This window comes from Streptomyces sp. NPDC058525 (assembly GCF_042719495.1).
In the GTDB taxonomy this organism is placed as follows: Bacteria; Actinomycetota; Actinomycetes; order Streptomycetales; family Streptomycetaceae; genus Streptomyces.
The window spans coordinates 1-21,207 of record NZ_JBHXNP010000134.1 but is presented as its reverse complement, the minus strand read 5'-3'; the positions used below and the strand labels follow the sequence as shown (position 1 = coordinate 21,207).

Below are 21,207 nucleotides of genomic sequence, written 5' to 3'. Positions count from 1 at the left end.
CCCCCCCCCCCCCCCCCCGCGGGGGGGGCCCCCCCCCCCGCGCGGGGGGGGGCGCCCCCCCCCGGGCCTGGTGTGAAGCGGACCCTACTTTGGGGCTGTTCGTCTGAGGGGCCCGGACCGGCGGGTTCAGCCGGTTCTGTTGCAGCCGATGGCCGGCTGGTGTCCGTGGGTGTGGGTGTGGGTGTTGCTGGGGACGTCGGCCCGGGTCGTCCCGGTTGGGTCACGCGGCGAGGCTGTGTTCGCCTCGCCGGCGATGTAGGTGACGTCCTTGACCTTGGTGATCGCTACGACGGGGACGTTGCTGTCCTGGGTGGTGCCGTTGCCGAGTTCGCCTTCGCCGTTGTAGCCCCAGGTGAAGACGAGATCGCTGCCGCTGTTCTTGCCGTGGGACTGGTACTGCTTGTCCTTGGCGCAGTGGCAGGAGTTGCGCAGGGCGAGGTTGTGCTCCTCTTGAGCAGGGCCAGGCAGTGGTTGTAGCCCGCGGCGAGCCCGGTGATGTTCTTCAGGCCGTTGACGGTGACAGGCACGTTACTGTCGGCGTTGGTGCCGTTGCCGAGCTGGCCGTCGCTGTTGGCGCCCCAGGCCTGCGCGAGGGACGCCGCACCGGAGTTCTTCTGCTTGTCGCCCGGGGGTATCGGCCGCGAACGCGGCCGGGGACCACGCCAAGACCGCTACCAGGGCCGACCGCCGGCATCTTCACGGCCCGCCGGGCGGCCGGGAAGCTCACTTCCCCATGACACTCCACTTCTCATCGGCCCCGCCCGCCACCGTCTCCCCAGGGTGCCCGCTCTCATGACTGCGCCACATCTACCAGAGCCGCCGCCGCCTGCCGGGCGGGGCAACGCGCACAGGTTGCGAGTCGTCGGGGAACGGAGCTGGGCGGACGCACGCCGCGCGCGAGGGCGGAGAGCCAGGCCCCCGGCGGCTGCAGCCTCGTCCCCCTGCGCGCTGCACACTGCCGCCCCGAACGGGTGCCGGCCGGAGGCAGCAGCGGGGGTTTGGACTCGGTACGAGCGAGAGAGCCATGCCAGTTGCGGCGATCTCGCCCGCACAGCGCCCTACGCAGGCATGCGAGAAGGAGTGTCGGGATATGAAGGTGCGTCACATTCTTGCGTTGGCGGGCACGACGGCAGGGGGGCCTGGCCGCCGCGCTCATCCTGGGAACGTCCGCGACGGCGCACGCCGCACCGGTGCCCGTCAAGAACGACAGCCACCGCTCGGTGACGGTCCAGGACACCGCCGACGGAACCCACGAGCGCCTCAAGCGCTCGTCCCAGACCACCGTCGAGGGCCGTACTCACACCATCGTCAACAGCCGCACCCACGGCACCTGCACCCTCGACGCCGCCCAGTTCCGCAACCTGACCATCCACGACGCCCCGGAGAACAAGGTCACGATCAGCGGCGAGGACACCAGTGGGCAGACCAAGACAGCCTGCGAAGCGTTCTGACCACTGCCCCGCGTCAGCCCTTCCCGGACCACCTCGCTCCTGCTGAGTTGCGCGCCGACAACTCATCAGGTCCCTCACCGGTGAGTTTCCTGGAGAGTCACCCGACTCCGGGTCGGTGACTACGTTTTGGCGGGCGGCCTCTTGGAGCAGATCGCCGATCTCCGCTACCGGCACGGCGCCAGCCGCACGATGATCATGCGGACTGGGGCGTGTGGCGTGTGCGTGGCCGAGTCCACGGTCCACGCCTGCCGCCGCTCCCCGGACCTGGTTCGGGCCGGCCGGTAGGGGGAGGCGCCGTGCTGCGACGGGGCGCACTGGAGAGGGCGGGGCGGGGTCGTGCGGCATGGCGGTTGGTGCGGGCCGCCGGCCGCCTTCGCAGCGCCCGCCGGCTGGTTCACCCCGGTGTCAGCCACCGCCCTGGAAGGCCCAAAGCACGAGGGCTGCCGTGTAGAGCGTGAAGGTCGCCAGGTGCGCGTATGTCAGGGCGATGAGGGCTCCGGCGCTGCCCAGGGCCAGGGCGCGGGTTTTCGCGTGCGTGCGGGTGGGGGGACGCCAGGAGGCTGTCACGAGTGCAGCCGGAACGATGTACGGCACGGTCAGCCATGCCGAGCCGTGAATCAGCGGGTTGGAGCGGTAGCCCCACGCACCGGCCAGTGCCGCTGCCATGGTGAGCAGGGCAGGGGCCAGCCACCACTGCGAGGCCGGGAGCCGGGTCGCCGGAGGGTTCGGGGGGCAGGAGGTGTTCATGAGCCCATTGGACCGGCCGGGGCGCGCCGTGCGGATGGGCGCAGCTACTCAGGCTGGTCTCGTCCGCGTACCCAGCCGGAAGGGCTGCAGGCTTGAGGGCACCGCTGACGGCACGTCCAGGACCCGCGGCAGCGCCGCGAGGCAGAAGCCGCTGGGCGCGATGCTGCCGCGCCCCCGACGGGCAGCGTAGTCACCGGGCGTCGTCGTCGACTGGGTGCGGTTGATCTCGCCCGCGATACGGGCCCGGGGCCAACCGTGGGCAGCACGCAGTTCGCGCGTCAACCCACCGAGGTCCCGATGGCAGAGACTTAGGGCCTGTGTAATGTCGTGATCACCCGGGCCTTTGAGGAGGTCGTCGGTCCAGATCATGGCGGCGCGGAGGTGGAGGCCGACGAGGTAGCCGCCTGGGGTTTGTCGTATCGGGTGGCGATCCCTCGCCAGGCCTTCAGCTTGTTGATCAGACGTTCGACGGTGTTCCTTCCCTTGTAGAGATCAGCGTCGTGGGCGATGGGCCGGCCGTCTCGTGCGCCCTTCTTCTTGCGGTAGGCGGCCTGCGCTCGTTTCTCCGGGATGACCGCCTTGATTCCGCGTTCGCTCAGGTAGGAACGGTTGCGCGGGACGAGTACGCCTCTTCCGCGGCGACCGAACCGGGCGTCGTGAGGGGACGGCCGACCAGCAGCCGGACCCTCACCTTCGCGAGCACGGGGATGAACTGCGGGCTGTCCCCTGCCTGCCCGGCAGTCAGGACCAGCGCGAGCGGACGACACCGGCGGTCCGCGGCGAGATGAATTCTGCTCGTGAGTCCGCCCCGGGGACCGGCCGAGCAGGGCTTCCTTCAGGCGGAGCCTGCGTCTGCGCCGGATGAGCCGGCGTTCGTCCTGTCCGTTCTGTTCCGCGCCGCCCCCTGCCTAGAGGTCTGAATCTCCGATGGACCCGGGGCGGCGTTGTCCAGCCCGGGCAGGACGTGTGTGGTCCGGTCGGTGCCGTGCCGACCCCTTCGACAGTTGTTCCCGTTTTCCGCAGAGCCCAGGGACCTGTTCACGAATGGGTTCGTGTGGTTCCCGGAGCGATGAGGCGGCTGGCCGAGGGGCCGTAGAAGACGCCGGCCTGCACGGGCTGGGTGGGGGCGTTGGTGCGGACTGCGATGAATCCGAGGTAGGGGACCTTGATTGTGGGAGACGTGGCTCCTCCTTCCGTTTCCGGTGGGTGCGGTGCCAGTTCGGCTCGCACCATCCGCTCAGCGTATGGACCGCGGGCGGGTCGGAGAGGTCATCCGGTTGGAGGATGGTCGGGGGGAACGCCCCTTCCGGGCCGGGCCTTCCGCCAGTCGGGGCCCGGTGGGGGAGCTGGCTGCGTGGGCCGTGAGGGGGTTTAGGCCCGACGGGGGTTCATGCGGGTAGGGGGCCGTTCGTTGTCCGTGCCGTCCGTGCCGTCCGTGCCGTCCGTGCCGTCCGTGGGGTCGTGGGGTCGTGATCTTCGTCCGGGCACGGGCAGGGGTCCGGCACCGGGCGGCTGACGAGGATGGGTGGTGCCTCATCCCACGTATGGCCCGATTGGTGGACGAGGGCTGTGGGCGGCGTCACACAGACTCGAGGGCATGGTTATCGATCGACGGCGATCGCCCCCGCGGAGTTCCCGCTACACGCGTCATCCGGCGGGACCCCGGACCACACGACCTGGCACTCGACAGCACAACGAATCCGAAGCCAAGAAGGCGCCGCCGACTCGTCCAGGCCGCCGTGCAGAAGCTAACCGTCGACAACTCGAACTGACCTGAACCGAACCACGAAACACCAGCGCCCAGCGCTGTTCTGAAAGGAGCAACCATGAATGAGATGCCGTGGGACTACGACACGTTTCCGTCCGATGAGGTCATTGTCATCACCGACTGGCAGTTCGCTCTCTTCCGTGGGAGCGCCGACTGAATCACTGCCGACGGTGTGAACCAGTGCGGCCTCACTTCAATCCATCGGTGAAGGCTCTCCCCCTTCCGGGGAGAGAGCCTTCACCGATCTTCGATGAGTAGGTGACATGAATCTTCTGCGGTATCCCCCGGCTGCCCGGGACGGCGGAGTGGACGTGATGTGCGGCCGCCGTGTAACCGATCCGTACCGGTGGCTCGAGGACAGTGACAGCACCGAGTGCAGGCGATGGCTCGCCATGCAGGAAGAGCTCTGTGCCGCTCAGGCTGAGTCGTGGCCCATGCGCTCCGTGTTCCGGTCGCTGCTACGGGAGCTGACGAATGCCGGCGGTTCACTGACCCCGATCACGTCCCCGCCCGTCGAGCGAGGAACGCGCCGGTTCTTCCTGAGCCGTCGGGCGGGCCAGGAACTGCCCGTTCTCATGTGCGCGGACGGTGACGGGCCCGGCCGTGTGCTGCTCGATCCCATGGCCGTCGATCCTACCGGCGGCACCACGCTCGACCTGTGGCGTCCGTCGTGGACGGGCCGGCTCCTGGCCTACCAGCTGTTCGTGAAGGGCAGCGAAGAACCACAGCTGCGTGTGCTGGAGGTGGACGGGGGGCACGAGACCGAGGTTCCGCTCCAGCCGGGGCGCCCCAGCCCGGTGGCGTGGCTGCCCGACGATTCCGGCTTCTACTATGTGGCCGGATCCGCCGCAAGCCGGTCACGCCAGGTCCGGCTGCACCGGCTCGGTACCGCCGTGCACGACGACGCGGTGGTCTTCGACACGGTGTTGCGGCAGCTCTCGGTATCGATCAGCCCGGACGGGACATGGCTGGCGGTGACCTGCGCGCCCGGGGCCCAGGCCGGCAATGCCGTCCGTCTCGCCCGCCTGGAACGAGGACATCCGGGCGCCCCCTCCCTCCGGCTCGTACACGACGGAACCCACGACGGAACCCAGGCACTGCTCAAATTCGGGCCACGGGGGCTGATCTACGCGATCACCAACAGCGGCGCCCCGGGAGGGCGCGTGTGCGCGGTGGACCCCTCCCGCGCCCCCGGCTCCTGGACCAGCTTGATCATTCCTGAGCCCGGGCACGTCCTGTCCGGATGCGTGGCACTCGCCCACCCGGAAGACGGCCGCCTCCACTACCTGGTCACCACGACCGCACAGGGCCGCACCCGGCTCTGCCTGTACGACGCCCAGGGCAGCCTCCTGTCACCTGTGCCTACACCCGGAACCGGCCCGGCGACACTGACCAACCTCACCACGGCCCCAGGCGAGCCCGACCACGCGTGGTTCATCCACACCAGCTTCCTCCACGCCCCGGCCGTCTACCGGTTCACCCTGGCCGACCACAGCACACACCCGGGCCCGCCCGCCCGTGAGGACGCCCGTGAGGACGCCCGTGAGGACGCCCGTGAGGACGCCCGTGAGGACTCCGACACCGGCGCCATCGTGCGACAGGTGACCTACAGCTCGGACGACGGCACCGAGATACCGATGTACCTGATCCTGCCCACCGGGGCACCCGAACGCCCCCGTCCGACGATCCTCACCGCCTACGGCGGCTTCGGGCTGTCAGCAGCCGCGAACTACAGCCCCGCACTCATGGCCTGGGTCAAAGCCGGAGGCATCTACGCCATCGCCGGCATTCGCGGCGGAGGTGAGAAGGGAGCCGCTTGGCACGCCGCCGGAAGCGGCCGGAACAAGCCCAACGCCTTCACCGACTTCTCCGCTGCAGCCCGCTGGCTCACCGCCCACGGCTGGACCACCCCGCAGCAGCTCGCCATCCGCGGATCGTCGCACAGCGGCCTCACCGTCGCTGCCGCGATCACCCGCGACCCCACCCAATACGCCGCCGCCGTCTGCTCGAACGCCCTCACCGATATGGTCCGCTACCCCCGCTTCGGTCTCGGACCCTGGTGGCTGGGGGAATTCGGCAACCCGGCCGACCCCGACGACCTCGGCACGCTCCTCAGCTACTCGCCGTACCACAACGTCACCCCCGGCACCCGCTATCCGGCCGTCCTCCTCACCAGCCCTCGCCGCGACCCCCGCGTCGGCGAGGCCCACATCAGGAAGTTCACAGCCGCCCTGCAGCACGCGACCGCCTCGGCCGGCCCCGTCCTGCTACGCACGGAGGAGAACGTCGGCCACGGAGGCCCCCGTGCCGCATCCCTGCTGATCAGCCTCCAGGCCGACGCGCTTGCCTTCTGCGCCGCCCACACCGGCCTCACGAAGACCACAGCAGGGTCCGGGCCGCCTGCAAAGGCTGCTGTGCCGCCGTGACGGCCCCCGCGGCAGATTCCAGCCCCGGCACCCCGAACCAACCCTGCCGCCAGCCCGAGTTCCCCACCACAACGCCGCCAGCACGACACTGCCCAGCACCAGGAGCCGCGCCACCCGGCCGACGTCCGACACCTCGGCGGCGGTGAGGAGTGTGTTCATGCCGTGCATCGCAGGAACGAAGGTCCCCGGGGTCACGAGGCCCCGAGGCCTCCACTTCGCTGACCTCCCGGCTCAACGACGAGCAAGGCGGTGCGTCACGCCCAGTCCACGCCCAGCTCTGTTTCGTGTTTTCAGAAGACGCCTCCGTGTTCTCCGGCCTTGCGGCCGCGTTCGCCGGGCGCTGCGGCGGGGGTGTCTGCGTAGGCGTATGCGGTGCGGATGTGTCCGTCGCGGGCGTGGACGATGACCTGTGCGGGCGAATGCGTCCTGGCGTGGTGTTTCGACTGTTCGGGTGAGGACACCGACCGGGACTGGGCGGAGCGCACGGGCTGCTGGAGCTCGGTGACCCGGGTGCTGCTCACCTACTAGCAGATGCGCGCGTACGGGATCCCCGGCGACCGAGGCAAGTGCGGCGACCCGAGGTGGCCGGCCTTCGCCCGCCGCTACGGCTTCGAGATCGAGCGTCCGGTGCAGGGGGAGGGGGAGGTGGAGACGCTGGAGCCGGACGAACTCCAGCACCTGGTCCTCGCCGCCATCGCCCCGTATATCGCCCGCAACGTCCTCGCGCAGCAGATCGCTCGCGAGGTACAGCAGCGCCGCGCCCTGGAGGGGTTCGCCGGTCGGTGGGGTGCGCCGAACGAGGGGCCGTCGCGGCATCCGTCGCCAGTGCCTCGACCGGCACACCGACGAACCCCACCCCGAGACGTCCGCACCACTACCCGCGACTGGCCCCAGAACAGCCGCACGGATCCGCCGCGCTCGGGTCGGCGGGCGCTGCGAGTGCACCGGCCCATTGCGGCGTAGCGCGCCCAGGCGGCCCTGCCCAGCCCGACACGAAGAGATGCACCCGGACAGCGCCGCCGCCTACCCCTACTGGAGGCGCTTACCATCGGTCGTGCGATTCCCCCTTTCGCTGGGCTGGACGACTCCGGCCCGACCTCCACCCTGGCGGGTGGTTTGCCGTGCAGGCGTCTTGCTGTGGGCCAGGGGCGGCGGGAGAGGATGCCGATCATGTCCGCACCGGTGTCACCGTCCGCGCCCATGCTGATCGCTGCCATCGTGGCCGCCGTACGAGCCGGTGACGATCACCAGCTCACCCATCTGATCCGCACCTTCTCCAAAGCCGCCGACACCTCCGCCGCATTCGCCCTGCGCCGCGCTCTCATCGGCGACCGGGACACGCCACGAGCGCCGACGGGGCGGGATACGAGCACCCGCAGGGCTTGATACCGCGGACGAGATTCCGAAAGCCAATGTCATACGAGGTCAACGGTTAGCCGCTCGCACGGGGCGCGCTGTCGGCTTCATCGCCCGGAACAGCGCTCCGGGTCAATACATCTAGGTCGTGCGCGGGCCCACGTCGGTGCCGCCCATTGCCGTCTTCGAGGACCGTGGCCACCGGGGCTGCGGATCAACGCTGCCGGGCAGGCGGCCGGCCGCCAGGCGGGATCAGGGTGCCGGTTTCGCGCGGCGCGGGAGGGGTCGGCGCGGTGGCTGCCCGGTCCGGTCCGTGAACGCGGCCAGGTGGCCAGTCGACCTGCGGTCTGGCGGTGGGGGTGGGGGAGGTCATGGCGCGCTGCTCCTGGCTGCGGGCGCGTCCCCCCTCCAACGCGTGTTCGATTATCTGGGTGGTGTATGCCGCGGGTCAGCCGTACCGCTTGTCGGGTGTGACGCAGTGTGTGCCGCCGTCCCCTGCGTTGCGCCATGCGTAGCTGTGGGCCTTGCGGTGCTGGCCGAGGGCGAACGCTCCCACTTGCGCGCCGCAGCAAGTTGGACAGCCAGCCTGCGGGAAACCTCTCTCTTTCGGCACCGGGGGAGTGGGCAGGACCGCCCTCGCGCTCGGCCGTCTGCCGTCGGCGGCGGAGCCCGCGCGGGTGCGGGCCTCCTACCCGGAACCCCCTCGGGCGGGGCGGCAGCCTCGCCAGGTTGGTTTCCTTGTCGTCGGCACGTCGGCGCACGTACGGCTCCGCTCCCTGGATCAGGGCCGATTCGGGGCGGTACGGCACCATCGCGCGGTGGGTTCCGGCGCGGCCGACGTGGCTCCACGCGTCGAAGCAGTCGCTCTCGGCCGCAGGAATGCGGCCTTCGACGCCCCTGTTCTGGCCCGCGGCCGCGCGGAATGACGGTCCTGCCGTCGCCGGTGTTCAGGGGAAGCGCAGGGTGAGTTCGAGTCCGCCCTGCGGGCCGGGGCGAGCTGTGAGGGTGGCGTGGTGGGCTTGGGCGATGGAGGTGGCGATGGAGAGTCCCAGGCCGTGCCCGGTGGTGGCGATGCGGTCTTGTTCGAGGCGGCGGAAGGGCTCGAAGAGGTCGGGGATGCGGTCGGCGGGGATGTCGGGGCCGGTGTTGGTCACCGTCACGGTGGAGGTGCTGAGGCGTACGAGGACGTGGCCGCCTGGGTGGTTGTACTGGATCGCGTTGCGGATCAGGTTGGTCAGCAGGTGGCGCAGCAGGACCGGGTCACCGGGAACGATCAGCGGGACGTCGCAGTCGGCCGTGCCGGTGTCGAGACGCAGGCCCGCCACGGCTGCCAGCGGGGTGAGCTCGGCAGTCACAAGCCGGGTGGTGGCCGCCAGGTCCACGGGTTCCTTCTTCTCCAGTCCGCGGTCGCTGCGGGCCAGGAGCAGGAGGGCATTGATGAGCTGCTCCGCTTCCCGGTTGGAGTCGAGGAGGTCTTCACGGACTTCGGTGAGGCCGTCGGGGAGAGGGTCGGCGAGGCCGACCTGGAGGGTGGTGCGCTGGACGGCGAGGGGTGTTTTGAGTTCGTGGGAGGCGTTGGCGACGAAGCGGCGCTGGCTCTCGAAGGACCGCTCGAGCCGGTCGAGCATGGTGTCGAAGGTGTCGGCGAGGCGGTGGAGTTCGTCGTCGGGGCCGGTGAGCGCGAGGCGCTGGTGGAGGTTCTGTTCGCTGATGCGGCGGGCGGCTTCGGTCATGGAGGCGACGGGGCGCAGGGCTCGTCCGGCGAGCCACCAGCCGAGGAATCCGGCGATCAGGGCCATGACGAGCAGCCCGATGGCAGACCAGAGCATCATCTGGCGCAATGCGGTGTCCTGGACGGCCTGAACCGTCTGGTCGATCTTCTGGATGTATGCGCTGTTCCTCGGGGGTTCGGGGATGTCGTCGGGTCGGGTGGGGAGTGGGTCTACGGGTTCGGCGGGGGTCCTCTGCTCGATGGGCGCGTCCTGGTAGATGACCGTGATGCCCTGGACCTGCTGGGCTGTTCCGTAGCGTGCGAGGACTACGACGAAGGAGAGGAGGAGGACGCCGGTGAGGAGGAAGAGTCCGGAGAAGGCCAGGGCGAGGCGGGTGCGGAAGGGCAGCCTGTTCAGCAGGGCCCGAGGGTTGAGCAGCGTTCGGGGGATCAGTCGCACAGCCGGTATCCCGCTCCCTTGTCGGTGAGGATCAGGCAGGAGTCGCCGAGTTTGCCGCGCAGGCGGCTGATGGTGGTGCGGACCACGCCGGTGCCCGTGTCGCGGTGCTGGTCCCAGACCGTGCGGACGATGTCGTCGTGGGCCACCGGTGCTCCGCCGGCCTGCATGAGCAGGCGCAGGACCGCGGTCTCCTTTGCGGACAGCTCCAGCGTTGCTCCCTGCACGGTCACTTCGCGGCGCGTCAGGTCGAGGGTGATGTTCCTGAAGTGCAGCAGGGACGGGGGCGGCTTGGGGGCGCGCCGGCTCAGTGCTCTTACGCGGGCGACGAGCTCGGTGAAGTCGAAGGGTTTGGCCAGGTAGTCGTCGGCACCGAGTTCGGTGAGGCCGTAGATCCTGTCTGTGAGCTCACCGGCCGCGGTGAGCATCAGGATCAAGGGCGGGTCGGTCAGTTCGCGCAGCCGTCTGCAGACCTCGTCACCGCTCACGACCGGCAGGTCGCGGTCCAGGATGAGCACGTCGTAGGGGGTGAGCAGACACATCCGCTCGGCCTCGTCGCCCGCGCCGGCGATGTCCACGGCCATCGCCTGGCGGCGAAGACCGGTGGCGATGGTGCGGGCCAGGACACGGTGGTCTTCGGCTACTAGGACTCTCATGTATCCAGGAAACCAAGATCACGATTACAGCCGGATAAGGACGCGACGCCGCCTGCCGCAAGCTGATCAAGGGGGTGACCGGACGGCTCGCGAGATCAAGTCCTTATGCCGCTGTAACACGCTTACTTCCCAGTAAACAGCGGGCTGCTTTCGTCATCGGCATGAACTTCGTCAAACGTGCCGGGACGAGCCTTGGTGCCAGAAAATCCAAGACCGCCGCCCTGCTCGCGATCTTCCTCGTCATCTGCGCCCTGCTCCTCGGCGGCTTCCTGCTGAAGGCCGCCGCCGCCCGCCAGGAAGCCGACGCGCAGCGCACCATCGGCGTCGATGTGACCGTCAGGAAGGAGGGCCTCACCCAGGCTCTTGCCGACCGGCTGGGCGCCCTGGGCCCGGTACACCGCTACAACGCGGAGGTTCCGGTACGGGCCGGCGCACAGGGCTTGACGCCGTTGACGTCGCAGGTCCCGGAGCCGGGAGGCGCCGCGGACGGGGAGAAGGCGAACGACGCGCTGGCGGTGAACGGCGTGCGCGACTCGGGCATGCTCCTGCCCTTCTCCTACGGCTCGACGAAGATCACGGCAGGCCGCGGCATCACCCCGGCCGACAACGGCCGCGATGTCGCGGTGATCGAGCAGCGCCTGGCCGAGAAGAACAAGCTGGAGGTGGGCGACACCGTGACGGTGCGCTCCGCGGACGGCAAGCAGACCACGGCCGTGACGGTCGTCGGAATCTTTCAGAACCCGGCACAGGACCCGACTCTGTGGGTCGCGCCCAATGAACTGCCCGGCAACACCCTGTACGTCCCGGTTGCCACCGCGCAGAAACTGGGCTCCGGGACCGCAACGGTCCGTGAGGCGGTCCTCAAGATCGGCTCGCCGGACCAGGCAAAGCAGCTCCACGCCGAGACCGAGAAACTCCTGGGCAAGGGCGGCTTCGACTTCCGCGTCAACGAAAAGGCGTTCAAGGACCAGGTCCTGCCAATCCAGCGGGTCGGGACGTTCGCGGGACTGCTGGTCTGGGTGATCGCCCTGGCCGGCGCCCTGATCCTCGGCCTCATCGTGATGCTGCAGATCCGCGAGCGACGGTCCGAACTCGGAGTGCTCCTCTCGATGGGCGAAAAGAAGTGGAAGCTCATCGGCCAGCACGCCGTCGAGGTGGCGGCCGTGGCCCTGCCCGCCGTCGCGCTCGCAGCACTGGCCGGCTCGATCGCCGGACAGCCCGCGGGTGACGCGTTCCTGGGGCGCCAGGACGACCAGCCGGCCTCAGTCGCCCGCACGCCGGAAGACGGGATCGCTCCGCCCACGGTGCGGGTCGAGGCGGCCGATGTGGGCAAGGTCGCTGGCATCGCGCTGGGCATCTCGCTGGTCTCCACCGTCATCCCGGGCATCGGGATCCTGCGCCTCCACCCCCGCTCCATCCTCACCGACGCCGAATAGCCCCATCACCGGCACCGAACAGCCGCACCGCCTCTCCGGTTCCCTCACCGAACACTCACCAGACGGGTCAACCGCCGGCATGGACCGAGAAAGCCGATTCCCATGAACTTCGTCAAACGAGCAGGGCTCAGCCTGTGGGGCCGCATGAGCCGCACCCTGATCACCCTGGCCACCTTCCTCGTCATCTCCGTGATGGTGCTGGCCGGTGTCCTGATCAACGGCGCGACGGCACGGGCCGAACAAGACGCCAAACGCTCGGTCGGCGCCGAGGTCAACCTCGACATGGACATGAGCCAGATGACTCAAGCTGCCCAGATGCAGGCGCCGAGTATCGAGACCGCGACCGTCGACGAGATCGGCTCCCTGCCCCAGGTGCAGAAGTACACCTACTCCATGTGGGACCGCGCCATCCTCACCGGCAAGAACAAACTCGTCGACGGCGTACCCAAGGGCCCCATGGACGATACCCCCGGCGCAACCATGGGCATGGGCGTCCTGGACTCCTCGCTGCTCCCCGACTTCCGCAGCGGCAAATCCACCCTCCTGTCCGGCGCGCACATCACGGCCGCCGACAAGGACAAGAAACAACTCCTGATCGAGGAGCGCCTGGCCAAGCAGAACGGCCTCAAGGTCGGCGACAAGATCACCCTCACCGGCAACGACGAGAAGACCACCGGCGAGTTCACGATCGGCGGCATCTACCGCGACCCCCGCCCCACCACCGACCCCGACCCCGAGTACCACATCAGCCCGGCCAACATGCTCTACGCAACAGTGGGAGGCCTCTCCGCACTCGACTCCGAGAGCAACGGCCCGCGCAAGGTCAGCAAGGCGACGTTCCTCTTGAACGACGCCGACGCACAAGACGCGTTCAAGAGCGAGGCGAAGCAGCTCGCGGGCAAGGCGCTCACCGGCTTCAAGCTGGACGCCAACGACAAGGCTGTCCAGCAGATGACCGGCCCCCTCAAGAGCATCCGCTCCACCGCCACCGTCGCCATGTGGCTGATGGGCCTCGCCGGCGCCGCCGTACTCGCCCTCCTGGTCAACCTCGCCGTCAAGCAGCGCCGCACCGAGTACGGTGTCCTGCTGGCCATGGGGGAGAAGAAGAGCAAGCTCATCGCCCAGCAGATCCTGGAGATCCTGGTCGTCGCTGCCATCGCCATCGGTGTGAGCTCCCTGTTCGCCCCGCAACTGACCCAGAGCGCCGGCCAGGCCCTGCTCGCCAGGGAAGCCTCCGCCGCCGCGGAGAAGCTCGGCTCCTGGAAGCCCCCGGCCCCGGGCAGCACCGGACTCGACCAGGGCATCGACCCGAACGACCGGCCCGTGGGAAACGCCGACCTCATCAGCAAGATCACCGTCGCGCTCAACCCGTCAGACGTCGCTGCCGTTGGCGGCATCGGGCTGGGCATCGGTCTCCTCGCCACAGCCATCCCGGCCGCTTCCGTACTGCGCCTGAGCCCCCGCACCATCCTCACGAAGGGCAAGTGACCGCCATGACCACCCCCACCACGGTCCCACAGGTCCTGCAGCTCACCGGGATCAGCCACACCTACTCCGGCCAGCGCCGCCGAACCACCGTCCTGAAGCACATCGACTACACCTTCGAACGCGGCACCTTCTACACCATCCTCGGGCCCTCCGGCAGCGGCAAGACCACCCTGCTCTCCCTCGCCAGCGGCCTCGACACCCCCACCCAGGGCACCATCAACTTCAACGGACAAGACCTCACCAAGTTCGGCCTCGGCCGCTACCGCAACAAGCACGCCGCCACGATCTTCCAGCAGTACAACCTCCTCACCTATATGACCGCCCTCCAGAACGTCACCACCGCCATGGAGATCACCGGAGCCAAACCCGACACCGGAAGCCGCAAAGCCCACGCCCTGCGGCTCCTGGAGAACATCGGCCTCGACAAGGCGATGGCCACCCGCAACGTCATGCAGCTCTCCGGCGGCCAGCAACAGCGCGTCGCCATCGCTCGCGCCCTCGCCTGCGACGTCGACATCCTCTTCGCCGACGAACCCACCGGAAACCTCGACGAGGACACCGCCCAAGGCATCATCGACACCTTCCGCGACCTCGCCCACCAGCAGGACAAGTGTGTGGTCGTCGTCACCCACTCCCAGCAACTGGCAGCCCAGTCCGACCGCATCCTCAACCTCCGCAAGGGCAAGCTCACGGAGCAGGTGAACACCCGATGAAAACCCCCACCCGCGCCGTCCTGACAACAGCCGCTGTTCCCCTGCTCGCTCTCGTTCTGGCCGCCTGCGGCAGCTCCCCGACCGACTCCCCGGGCACCAGCGGCCAGCCGACACCGCCACAGCAGCAGCCGAACGGCCGCCTCGACGGAGGCGACGTACGCGGTGACGACGGACCGGCGCCCAACCTGCCTGACGGCTGGCTCGAGTCCATGCAGGAGTACGCAGACTGCCTCAACCAGAACGGAGCCCAGGACATCAAAGTGGACAAAGCCCGCGGCGGCCTTGACCTGAACTCCGCGCTGCCCCCTGAGGCCGTGCAGAAGTGCCTGTCGTACAACCCCGTATCCACACGAGGCGGCGCCAAGGAGAAACGCTCCTGACACCGGACAACGTCCAGCCCGCAGGCCATCCACGTGGCCGATCGGGCGATACTCCAGTCGAGGCCGCGAGTCCCGCCCACGTGTCGTGTCCGGGACTCGCGGCCTCGACCGGAAAGGGCTCGCAAGCGGTCAGCGCATCAACACCGCTCAGAAGGCAGCGCTGATCGGCACACAGAAGACGCGACACCACTGAGGCGATCACCGGCGCCGTCACCGGCACCCTCGCTCGCCCGCGGCTCCCGGTCCTGGGCCGCTACGACACCACTGGCCGCCTGCGCGCGGTGAGCCGCACCGTTGCGCTGCGCCCGGAGCAGTCCCGCCAGGTCGCAGAGCACGTGCCCGCCGCCGACTCCGGGCACCCGTGGACCGGGGTGCGGTTCGCCGCCGCGTGGGGGTCCCGTGACGTCCTGGACGCGGTCCTGGTCCGCCCGGAGGCGGTGGCGGAGATCAGCGCCGACCGGGGTGTCGACCGGGGCGGCGTGTTCCGGCATCCGGTCTGGTTCAGGCGGCTGCGCCTGGACGTCAGGGCCGAGGACGTGCCCGGGTTCGGCCAGAGGCCCGCGGCTGCCGGGGAGCATCATGACGGCGCTGGCTTCGTCGCCGGTGAGGAGCTTGAGGCGGGTGTCGGTGGCGGCGTCGAGGAGTACGCCGAGGAAGTCTTCTTCGTCCATGTCCATGCCGGGTCAACGCCGGCTGCGGGACCGGTCACCACGCCGGTGCCCACCTCCGGCGGCAGGGGGCCGGAACCCCCTGCCGGGGTCTGTTTGTCAGTGCCCGTCCGTAGCGTCGTAGACGAGGGGACGGACCGGCCGGCCCCAGCGGGAAGGGAACAGTCATGGGCGAGATCAGTGTCAGCGGGGAACGCCTGGACCGGCTGCTCGCCGACAGTTCCGGCAGCTATGGCGCTCCTGGCTCCGGGATCCTCGCCCACCGCGACGAGGTGCCCGGGGCTCAGCGCTGCCCGACGCGGCCTTGTCGCCGTGGCGGAGGCGGCGGGACGATGGGGCCATGGAGCGGCGGTTGACGGCTTATCGGATCGGTGTGCTGACGGAGCGGGCTCTGAGGCCTGGGGGAGGGTTCTGGGCCCGTCGAGCCGCGGCCCGGCTGTGCCGGCCGGAGGCTGTCCGCCTGGCTGGCTCCGGCCTCGTCGAGCAGTTGGTCCGGATCCTGCGGTCCGCACCCGATCCGGACATCGCGGCCCAGGCCGCCAGGACCCTGGCCGATCCCCGGGTCAGCGGTGATCGGGAGCTTCTCGCGTCGATCGTCATCGCCATGATCAACAGGCCGGGCCATATGGGCGGCTCGGATGGGGAACTCGACGTCCCCGTACTGGACTTCCTCCTCGGTCAACAGGCGGGCGCGACCCGTCTGGAGTCGTTCCTGGCCGCCGCTCGACCCGGTTCAGACTGGTGGACGAGCCCGGAGACGGTGGGCTTCTGGTTCGTCAAGGAGGCCTGCGCGAGAAACCGGGACGACACGGTCCGGGCGCGTGCCGGAGCGTTCCTGAGCGGGACCGCCGAACCGCACTTACTGCGCGCGCTGGAGAAGATCGTGCTCCTGGACATCTGCAAGGCGTTCCGCCTGCCGGCCTCGTACACCCAGCCCCGCGGCTGGGAGCCGCAGCCACTGTGGAGCGGGTACGGCGGCGAACCCTCGCCCCGGCTCCGCCTGCACCAGGCCAACCCCCACGTACCCCTGCGCCCGCCCCAGGACACCTCGTACTCCGGCGCGTTGGAGGCCTGCGCCGGCCCCCTGCTTGCCGTCCTGTCACAGCGCGAGGACCTGATCGCGGACTATCTGGCCGTTCATGGCCCGGAGCCGACGGTGAGCGCACTGCTGAAGGGGGCCGCCGCATCCGGCGGCCGGGCAGGTTTCGCCGCCGACTGCCGCGGCGCCCTGCGCGGGCTGCCCGTCGGCCCCGCCCGGGAGGAGCTGTGCCGGCATGCGGCACGCTGGGGCTCGCGCGTGGGGCGGAGCATCGTACGGGAGACCGGCTGGGTCTGGGACGACGACGAAGCCGCGTTCTGCTGGTTCACCGAGCAGTGGGAGCGGTACGACGCGCTCGACCCGGACGGTGCCCGCCTGTGCGCTTTCGGCCTGACCCGGAAGGACGACCACGGGCTGCTCCGCCGCGCCGAGCAGATCGCTGGGGAGGCCGGCCGCCCGAACCCGTTGCCTCCACCGCCCCCGTTCCCAACACCCACTCCGCTGAGCCCCTCCCCATGGCAGGGAGGCTCGTATCCGACCTCCCCGGGGGCGTCGTACGGCGGCAGCTTCTGACGGCCCGAGGAGGTGACGGCCGTGGCGTTTTCGCGAATCCGCTCTTCTCATCGACCCCGACCAAACCCGCACCGCCCCTCGTGCGCCCGGGCGGGCATGTGGGCGATGTGGGCGCCGCCGCGGGACGATCGAGCACACCATGGCCTGGCTGTCGTTCCCCTCCGAGACGTTCACTCCCATCGCTCATGGCGGCGCTCTGCTATTTCCGTCGGAGCGCTGCTGGGTGTCCTGATACGTTCGGTGACCTGCGGCGACGAACGGGGATGTGGTGGAGGGGACGGCTTGTGTGCCGCCGGAGGTGCGTGCCCGGCTTGTTGTGCGCTTCGGAACGGAAGTCTTGGGCTGGTGTGATCAACTGCCGGCTCTGGTGGACCAACTGGCGGCTCGGTGGAACTTGACTGTCCTTGCCGGGGGCGGAGGCGGCACCTCACGGGTGTTCCGCTGCAAGCAGGGGGACGGAGCAACGGTGTGGCTGAAGCTCACCCCCGACCTCGAGATCGCTTCCGCGGAATCAGAGGCACTGCACGCCTGGGCCGACACATCGCGGGTTGTCAAACTCCTGGCGCAGGATCTCGCCGTCGGGGCCCTGCTACTGGAGGACGTGAAGCCGGGAGTCCCGATGAGGCAGCTCACCTGGAGTCTGCCGGAGGCCGCGGCCCTGCTGCGGGAACTGCGCGTTCCTTCCCCTGCTCGCGGACAGGGTTCTGTGCTGCAGCCGCTTGCGCACCGAGTCAGCTTCCTCTTCGAGCTGACCGACCGCCGGCTGGCGGATGCCGGCCTGAGCGGGGTGTTCGCCCCGGCGGTGTTCGACCGGGCTCGGGCAGCCGCCTTGGATCTCGCCGGCAGCGGCACGATGGGACTTGTGCACGGTGATCTTCATCCGGCCAACGTGCTGTCCGGGCCCGGACAGCAGATGGTCGCGATCGACCCTCGGCCCGCGCTGGGTGATCCCGACTACGACGCTGTGGACTGGGTGATGGCGGGAGTGGAGGAGTTCGCCGTGCTGGAGCGGAGGGCCGAGGAACTGGCAGCGCTGGTTCCCGGCCAGACTGCCGGTCGCGTACTGGCCTGGTGCCGCGCTGTTGCTGTCATGGATGCGGCCTCCAGGCTCTGTACGGGCCGGGCCGACGCCGAGACCCGGTTCATCGTGGAGTTGGCTCACCGCTGAGCGACGACTGCCTCGCCGTGGTCCGACACGTCGGTTGACGTCACGTTCAGCCGCACGATCCATAAAGGGCCGTTCCGGGGCGGGCGGCGGGCGGGCGGCGGACGTTGCCGAGGTCCCGGTGCGCGGGCGCCAGGGCGTGGCCTGCTGGCCGCGGCTGCCGTGCCCCCGGTGCGGCTGACGGACTCCGGGCGCCCGTGGCCAGGGAGTATGCGGATTAGCCCAGTCCGTGCGCTGGTTGGTCCGGCTTCTGCCGGGGTGACGGCAGCCCCCGACATACTCGGGACGATCGCCCGCGACCGCATGGGGAGCCTCGCCAGTGCCTTCCTCCCGCTGCGGCCCCTGCGTACCGAACCCGGATAGCGGGACGCGCAAGCAGCTCATCGACTGCGACGCCGACGGCGTCGACGGGACCAGCGACGAGGAGGTGCAGCGGGCGTGTACCGCCTTCGGGGCCGTGCTCCGCTACTGCCGTCCCACCGAGCCCGACGAGCAGTGGGACGAGCGGCTCGCGAAGATCGCCGCCGAGTTCAGCCGCGACGGCTTCGAGATCACTCGCGGGCCGGCCAGAGCCATGCGGAATCGCGAAACTGAGCGCGGGTGGTGGTGAAACGGTCCTGTGGCGCAGGTGTCGTTTTGGAGTAGCGGTACCGGGCCCCGGTGTGCGGAACGGGTGCAGGCACGCTCTCGCTGACACCTGCCCCCTCGGTCGGCGCCGGCGTGCCCGGTACCGGTAGGGCCCGGCTAGTGGATCACTCGCGACGGTTGACTAATCCGTCGGGAAGCCGGTGAGCGCAACGGTTGGCCGACCGGGGCACCGGTATGGCTGCCGGTCGTGAAGGTCGTGTTGGGGTTCTGCGCTGTGTGCTCGGAGTGCTCCGATACTGGGGGGCGATGGGGGAGCGGAGGCAGCGGTGGAGTGGACGATCTGGGGCCTAGTCCCGGCGGGCCACCGCGTCGTCCGGCACCGATGTTGCCGAGCGCCCGGCGAAGCGCATGGCCACGCACGCTCCCAGGTACAGCAGGGCCACGACCAGCAGTAGTGCCTGATAGCCCGTCACCAGCGCCAGGTACTCGAGCGCGCCCCCGGTCAGGGCTCCCAGCAGGTTCGCGCCGAAGGCGGAGGTCGGGTCCGGGGCGAGTGCGAGGCGGTCCGAGAAGATGAGGTTGGCGCAGAAGATGGGGGCGAAGGCCAGGGCGATGGCGGCGGCGAGCCGGGCGGGGAAGGGCAGCGAGAGCACGGTTTGCGCCGGGACGAGCCAGGCCACCGCGAGGGTGGCGAAGAGGAGCAGCTGCAGCAGCGGTTGGTTGACCCGCGGCAGCCGGCGCCGAACCTCGACCCCCGCGAGGACGGCGAGCAGGACGCCGATGAAGACAAGGGCGTTGACCAGCCAGGTCGTACCAAAGTAGAGCGCAAAGTTGATCACGTTCTTCGTTTCGAGCAGCATGAAGGCCGCTCCCAGCAGGAACATGTCGGCGTAGCGGACCGTGCTGCGGATCCGGACCCCGGTCAGGCGTACCAGCAGGAGCGTCACGAGCAGGATCGTGCCCAGCGCGCCCAGGTAGAGTGTGGGGATGCTCCGGTGGAGCAGGTACGGGAAGGGCCAGTCGTCGCTCGCTGCCGCCGGGACGACGCCACTGGGCTGCCAGGTCTGGTCGCAGGACTGGTCGGCGGCCGTCATCCCGGCCACCAGTACGGCCGCGTTCTGGCCGAACGTCGACATGCAGGGGGCGTGGCCGTAGACCTCGTCGAGGGTGCCCGCGAAGCGGTCGACGAGCCAGCTCTGCCGATAGTAGTTGTACATGACGAACGCGCCGTGCGGCGCGAGGTGTTCGCGTGCGGCCTCGAACGCCTGCCTGGTGAACAGATAGCTCTCCAACCGCAGATTGCTCGCGCCGGACACCAGCGTCAGCGAGTCCGGCAGCGCCAGCACGACGAGGTCGTACTTGGTGTCCGTCCGCTCCAGGAAGGACCGCCCGTCATCGATGTGGACGTGCACCCGGGGGTTGTCGTACGGCCTCGCCGGGTGCAGGTCCGCGCCGATCTCCTGCAGCCGGGGATCGATCTCGACCGCGTCCACGCGCTCCGCCCCGTTCGCCAGCGCGACCGCGACGTCGTTGCCGTTGCCGGCTCCGATAACCAGGACGCGCTTGTGCGGATTGTCGGGCGTCCGGTCGTAGGCCTGCCGTTGGGGCGAGTTCTCCATCAGCGTCGGGAGCGGCACGATGGCCTGGTGCGGGATGCCGTTCACGGCGATCGTCGGGTTGAAGAGCTGGACCTTGTAGTAAGGCGACCAGGAGATGCCGGCCGTCGTCGTCTCCACGAACAGCGCGGCGACCATCGCCGCGAGGGGGATTACGTACCGCAGGATGTTGCGCCGTCCGCCGATGACCAGCAGGGCCGCGGCCGCGACCACGCCCCACACGACCGACGGAGCGCGGAGCCAGCACAGCAGGGCGAAGGACACCGAGCCGGTGAGGCTACCGAGCAGGTCGTAGCGGTAGGCGTCGAGCGGGCGGAGCCGGCGGAAGAGATCGGCGGTGATCTTGCCGATCGCCGTCATGATCACGGCGGTCAGCAGGAAGATGGCCGGCAGCGTCACCCACTCGGGGAAGCCGGTGGTCCTCACCGAGGTGAAGTAGAGGACCTGGCTGCTGCTCTGACGCACCTGCACCGGATACTCGCGCACCAGGACGACGAGGAGCGCGAGCGGGACCGGCGCCCAGCGATTGAGCCACTGCCCGCGCTCGGCGGGGATCAGGAACCCAAGGCCGATGCCGAGGAACGACCCCAGCAGGATGAAGTTCGAAAAGTAGCTGAGGTGGACGACGTTGGCGCCTGCCCATCTGATCAGCGCCAGCTCGACGAAGAGCATGGTGGCGCTGGCCAGCATCAGCCGCCAGCGCACCGATCTGTCGGTTTGTCCGGTTCCGCTCCGCTTCATGTGTGCTGAGAGTGCCACCTCCGGCGGCGGGGCGCCGGATGGCTTGCCGGTGTCGTGACGCGGATGGCTGCCCGCCCGGATCGGCGTCCTGCATCCCCTGGACGAGTAAGTCCGAAGTGCTGGTCAGTGGTCGTAGGCATCGAGTGATCAGATGATGGGTGTTCCGGTGTTCCGGTGTTCCGGTGTTCCGGTGGCGCGGATGTGCCAGATGGCTGCGGTCAGGGCAAG

At 69.5% G+C, this 21,207-nt stretch carries 18 protein-coding genes and 2 pseudogenes; 11 read left to right on the top strand and 9 right to left on the bottom strand.

The genetic code is table 11. The annotated features are described in order from the left end of the window. Window positions 1–126: 126 nt before the first annotated feature. Window positions 127–432, bottom strand: a complete 306-nt coding sequence (locus ACFWP3_RS38010) for an RCC1-like domain-containing protein (protein WP_384230609.1) — start codon at window positions 430–432, stop codon at window positions 127–129. 35 nt (window positions 433–467) lie between these two features. Further along, window positions 468–635: pseudogene (locus tag ACFWP3_RS38005) on the bottom strand (hypothetical protein); the annotation flags it as partial. Window positions 636–1,190: 555 nt separating this feature from the next. Here ACFWP3_RS38005 and ACFWP3_RS38000 point away from each other — a divergent pair. Then, window positions 1,191–1,451, top strand: a complete 261-nt coding sequence (locus ACFWP3_RS38000; protein WP_384230604.1) for a hypothetical protein — start codon at window positions 1,191–1,193, stop codon at window positions 1,449–1,451. Between the two features lie 405 nt (window positions 1,452–1,856). Here ACFWP3_RS38000 and ACFWP3_RS37995 read toward each other — a convergent pair whose 3' ends face one another. Together ACFWP3_RS37995 and ACFWP3_RS37990 are read right to left on the bottom strand one after the other, a co-directional pair. Further along, window positions 1,857–2,198, bottom strand: coding sequence for a hypothetical protein (locus ACFWP3_RS37995; protein ID WP_384230602.1), 342 nt, complete (start codon window positions 2,196–2,198; stop codon window positions 1,857–1,859). 342 nt (window positions 2,199–2,540) lie between these two features. Next, window positions 2,541–3,103: pseudogene (locus ACFWP3_RS37990) on the bottom strand (IS5 family transposase); the annotation flags it as partial. Between the two features lie 1,126 nt (window positions 3,104–4,229). Between ACFWP3_RS37990 and ACFWP3_RS37985 the strand changes: the two are divergent. Continuing rightward, window positions 4,230–6,392 carry a prolyl oligopeptidase family serine peptidase gene (locus ACFWP3_RS37985; protein WP_384230599.1) on the top strand — a complete coding sequence of 721 codons (2,163 nt, stop codon included), beginning with the start codon at window positions 4,230–4,232 and terminating at the stop codon, window positions 6,390–6,392. 290 nt (window positions 6,393–6,682) lie between these two features. Here ACFWP3_RS37985 and ACFWP3_RS37980 read toward each other — a convergent pair whose 3' ends face one another. After that, window positions 6,683–6,913, bottom strand: a complete 231-nt coding sequence (locus tag ACFWP3_RS37980; RefSeq protein WP_384230597.1) for a hypothetical protein — start codon at window positions 6,911–6,913, stop codon at window positions 6,683–6,685. A 10-nt stretch (window positions 6,914–6,923) separates the two neighbouring features. Between ACFWP3_RS37980 and ACFWP3_RS37975 the strand changes: the two genes are divergently transcribed. Together ACFWP3_RS37975 and ACFWP3_RS37970 are read left to right on the top strand one after the other, a co-directional pair. After that, a complete protein-coding gene (locus ACFWP3_RS37975) occupies window positions 6,924–7,355 on the top strand; it encodes a hypothetical protein (protein WP_384230595.1) in 432 nt (143 codons plus the stop codon). A 207-nt stretch (window positions 7,356–7,562) separates the two neighbouring features. Continuing rightward, on the top strand, window positions 7,563–7,778 hold the full coding sequence (locus tag ACFWP3_RS37970; RefSeq protein WP_384230592.1) for a hypothetical protein: 216 nt from the start codon (window positions 7,563–7,565) through the stop codon (window positions 7,776–7,778). A gap of 917 nt (window positions 7,779–8,695) precedes the next feature. Here ACFWP3_RS37970 and ACFWP3_RS37965 read toward each other — a convergent pair. Both ACFWP3_RS37965 and ACFWP3_RS37960 read right to left on the bottom strand, forming a co-directional pair. Then, window positions 8,696–9,919 carry a sensor histidine kinase gene (locus ACFWP3_RS37965; RefSeq protein WP_384230589.1) on the bottom strand — a complete coding sequence of 408 codons (1,224 nt, stop codon included), beginning with the start codon at window positions 9,917–9,919 and terminating at the stop codon, window positions 8,696–8,698. Continuing rightward, the gene (locus tag ACFWP3_RS37960) at window positions 9,910–10,572 is read right to left on the bottom strand and encodes a response regulator transcription factor (RefSeq protein WP_384230587.1); all 663 of its coding nucleotides are present in this window, start codon (window positions 10,570–10,572) and stop codon (window positions 9,910–9,912) included. The genes ACFWP3_RS37965 and ACFWP3_RS37960 overlap by 10 nt, the downstream gene beginning before the upstream one ends. Before the next feature lie 161 nt (window positions 10,573–10,733). Here ACFWP3_RS37960 and ACFWP3_RS37955 point away from each other — a divergent pair, with 161 nt between their 5' ends. The 4 genes from ACFWP3_RS37955 to ACFWP3_RS37940 all read left to right on the top strand — a co-directional run bounded on the left by ACFWP3_RS37955 (window position 10,734) and on the right by ACFWP3_RS37940 (window position 14,589). Further along, complete coding sequence (locus tag ACFWP3_RS37955) at window positions 10,734–12,008, top strand: ABC transporter permease (RefSeq protein WP_384230584.1); 1,275 nt, start codon at window positions 10,734–10,736, stop codon at window positions 12,006–12,008. Window positions 12,009–12,152: 144 nt separating this feature from the next. Next, window positions 12,153–13,496, top strand: coding sequence for an FtsX-like permease family protein (locus ACFWP3_RS37950; protein ID WP_384230581.1), 1,344 nt, complete (start codon window positions 12,153–12,155; stop codon window positions 13,494–13,496). A 5-nt stretch (window positions 13,497–13,501) separates the two neighbouring features. After that, window positions 13,502–14,209: an ABC transporter ATP-binding protein gene (locus tag ACFWP3_RS37945; RefSeq protein WP_384230607.1), complete on the top strand. Its 708-nt coding sequence runs from the start codon at window positions 13,502–13,504 to the stop codon at window positions 14,207–14,209. Next, window positions 14,206–14,589: a hypothetical protein gene (locus tag ACFWP3_RS37940; protein ID WP_384230578.1), complete on the top strand. Its 384-nt coding sequence runs from the start codon at window positions 14,206–14,208 to the stop codon at window positions 14,587–14,589. The genes ACFWP3_RS37945 and ACFWP3_RS37940 overlap by 4 nt, the downstream gene beginning before the upstream one ends. 137 nt (window positions 14,590–14,726) lie before the next feature. Here ACFWP3_RS37940 and ACFWP3_RS37935 read toward each other — a convergent pair whose 3' ends face one another. Beyond that, a complete protein-coding gene (locus ACFWP3_RS37935) occupies window positions 14,727–15,260 on the bottom strand; it encodes a hypothetical protein (RefSeq protein WP_384230575.1) in 534 nt (177 codons plus the stop codon). A gap of 337 nt (window positions 15,261–15,597) precedes the next feature. On the opposite strand from ACFWP3_RS37935, the gene ACFWP3_RS37930 reads away from it, so the two are divergent. The 3 genes from ACFWP3_RS37930 (at window position 15,598) to ACFWP3_RS37920 (ending at window position 18,644) form a co-directional block, all read left to right on the top strand. After that, a complete protein-coding gene (locus ACFWP3_RS37930) occupies window positions 15,598–16,869 on the top strand; it encodes a hypothetical protein (protein WP_384230572.1) in 1,272 nt (423 codons plus the stop codon). 466 nt (window positions 16,870–17,335) lie between these two features. Beyond that, entirely contained in the window at window positions 17,336–18,037 is a 702-nt protein-coding gene (locus ACFWP3_RS37925) for an aminoglycoside phosphotransferase family protein (RefSeq protein WP_384230569.1), read from the top strand. A 316-nt stretch (window positions 18,038–18,353) separates the two neighbouring features. Continuing rightward, complete coding sequence (locus ACFWP3_RS37920; RefSeq protein WP_384230566.1) at window positions 18,354–18,644, top strand: hypothetical protein; 291 nt, start codon at window positions 18,354–18,356, stop codon at window positions 18,642–18,644. A gap of 325 nt (window positions 18,645–18,969) precedes the next feature. Here ACFWP3_RS37920 and ACFWP3_RS37915 read toward each other — a convergent pair whose 3' ends face one another. Further along, window positions 18,970–20,979, bottom strand: a complete 2,010-nt coding sequence (locus tag ACFWP3_RS37915; protein ID WP_384230563.1) for a spermidine synthase — start codon at window positions 20,977–20,979, stop codon at window positions 18,970–18,972. Window positions 20,980–21,207: the final 228 nt, after the last annotated feature.

Coding starts and splice junctions, on each gene's coding strand:
- ACFWP3_RS37995 (WP_384230602.1), bottom strand. CDS start 2,198: ATGAACACCTCCTGCCCCCCGAACCCTCCGGCGACCCGGCTCCCGGCC.
- ACFWP3_RS37985 (WP_384230599.1), top strand. CDS start 4,230: ATGAATCTTCTGCGGTATCCCCCGGCTGCCCGGGACGGCGGAGTGGAC.
- ACFWP3_RS37975 (WP_384230595.1), top strand. CDS start 6,924: ATGCGCGCGTACGGGATCCCCGGCGACCGAGGCAAGTGCGGCGACCCG.
- ACFWP3_RS37970 (WP_384230592.1), top strand. CDS start 7,563: ATGTCCGCACCGGTGTCACCGTCCGCGCCCATGCTGATCGCTGCCATC.
- ACFWP3_RS37960 (WP_384230587.1), bottom strand. CDS start 10,572: ATGAGAGTCCTAGTAGCCGAAGACCACCGTGTCCTGGCCCGCACCATC.
- ACFWP3_RS37955 (WP_384230584.1), top strand. CDS start 10,734: ATGAACTTCGTCAAACGTGCCGGGACGAGCCTTGGTGCCAGAAAATCC.
- ACFWP3_RS37950 (WP_384230581.1), top strand. CDS start 12,153: ATGAGCCGCACCCTGATCACCCTGGCCACCTTCCTCGTCATCTCCGTG.
- ACFWP3_RS37945 (WP_384230607.1), top strand. CDS start 13,502: ATGACCACCCCCACCACGGTCCCACAGGTCCTGCAGCTCACCGGGATC.
- ACFWP3_RS37940 (WP_384230578.1), top strand. CDS start 14,206: ATGAAAACCCCCACCCGCGCCGTCCTGACAACAGCCGCTGTTCCCCTG.
- ACFWP3_RS37935 (WP_384230575.1), bottom strand. CDS start 15,260: ATGGACGAAGAAGACTTCCTCGGCGTACTCCTCGACGCCGCCACCGAC.
- ACFWP3_RS37930 (WP_384230572.1), top strand. CDS start 15,598: ATGGAGCGGCGGTTGACGGCTTATCGGATCGGTGTGCTGACGGAGCGG.
- ACFWP3_RS37915 (WP_384230563.1), bottom strand. CDS start 20,979: ATGAAGCGGAGCGGAACCGGACAAACCGACAGATCGGTGCGCTGGCGG.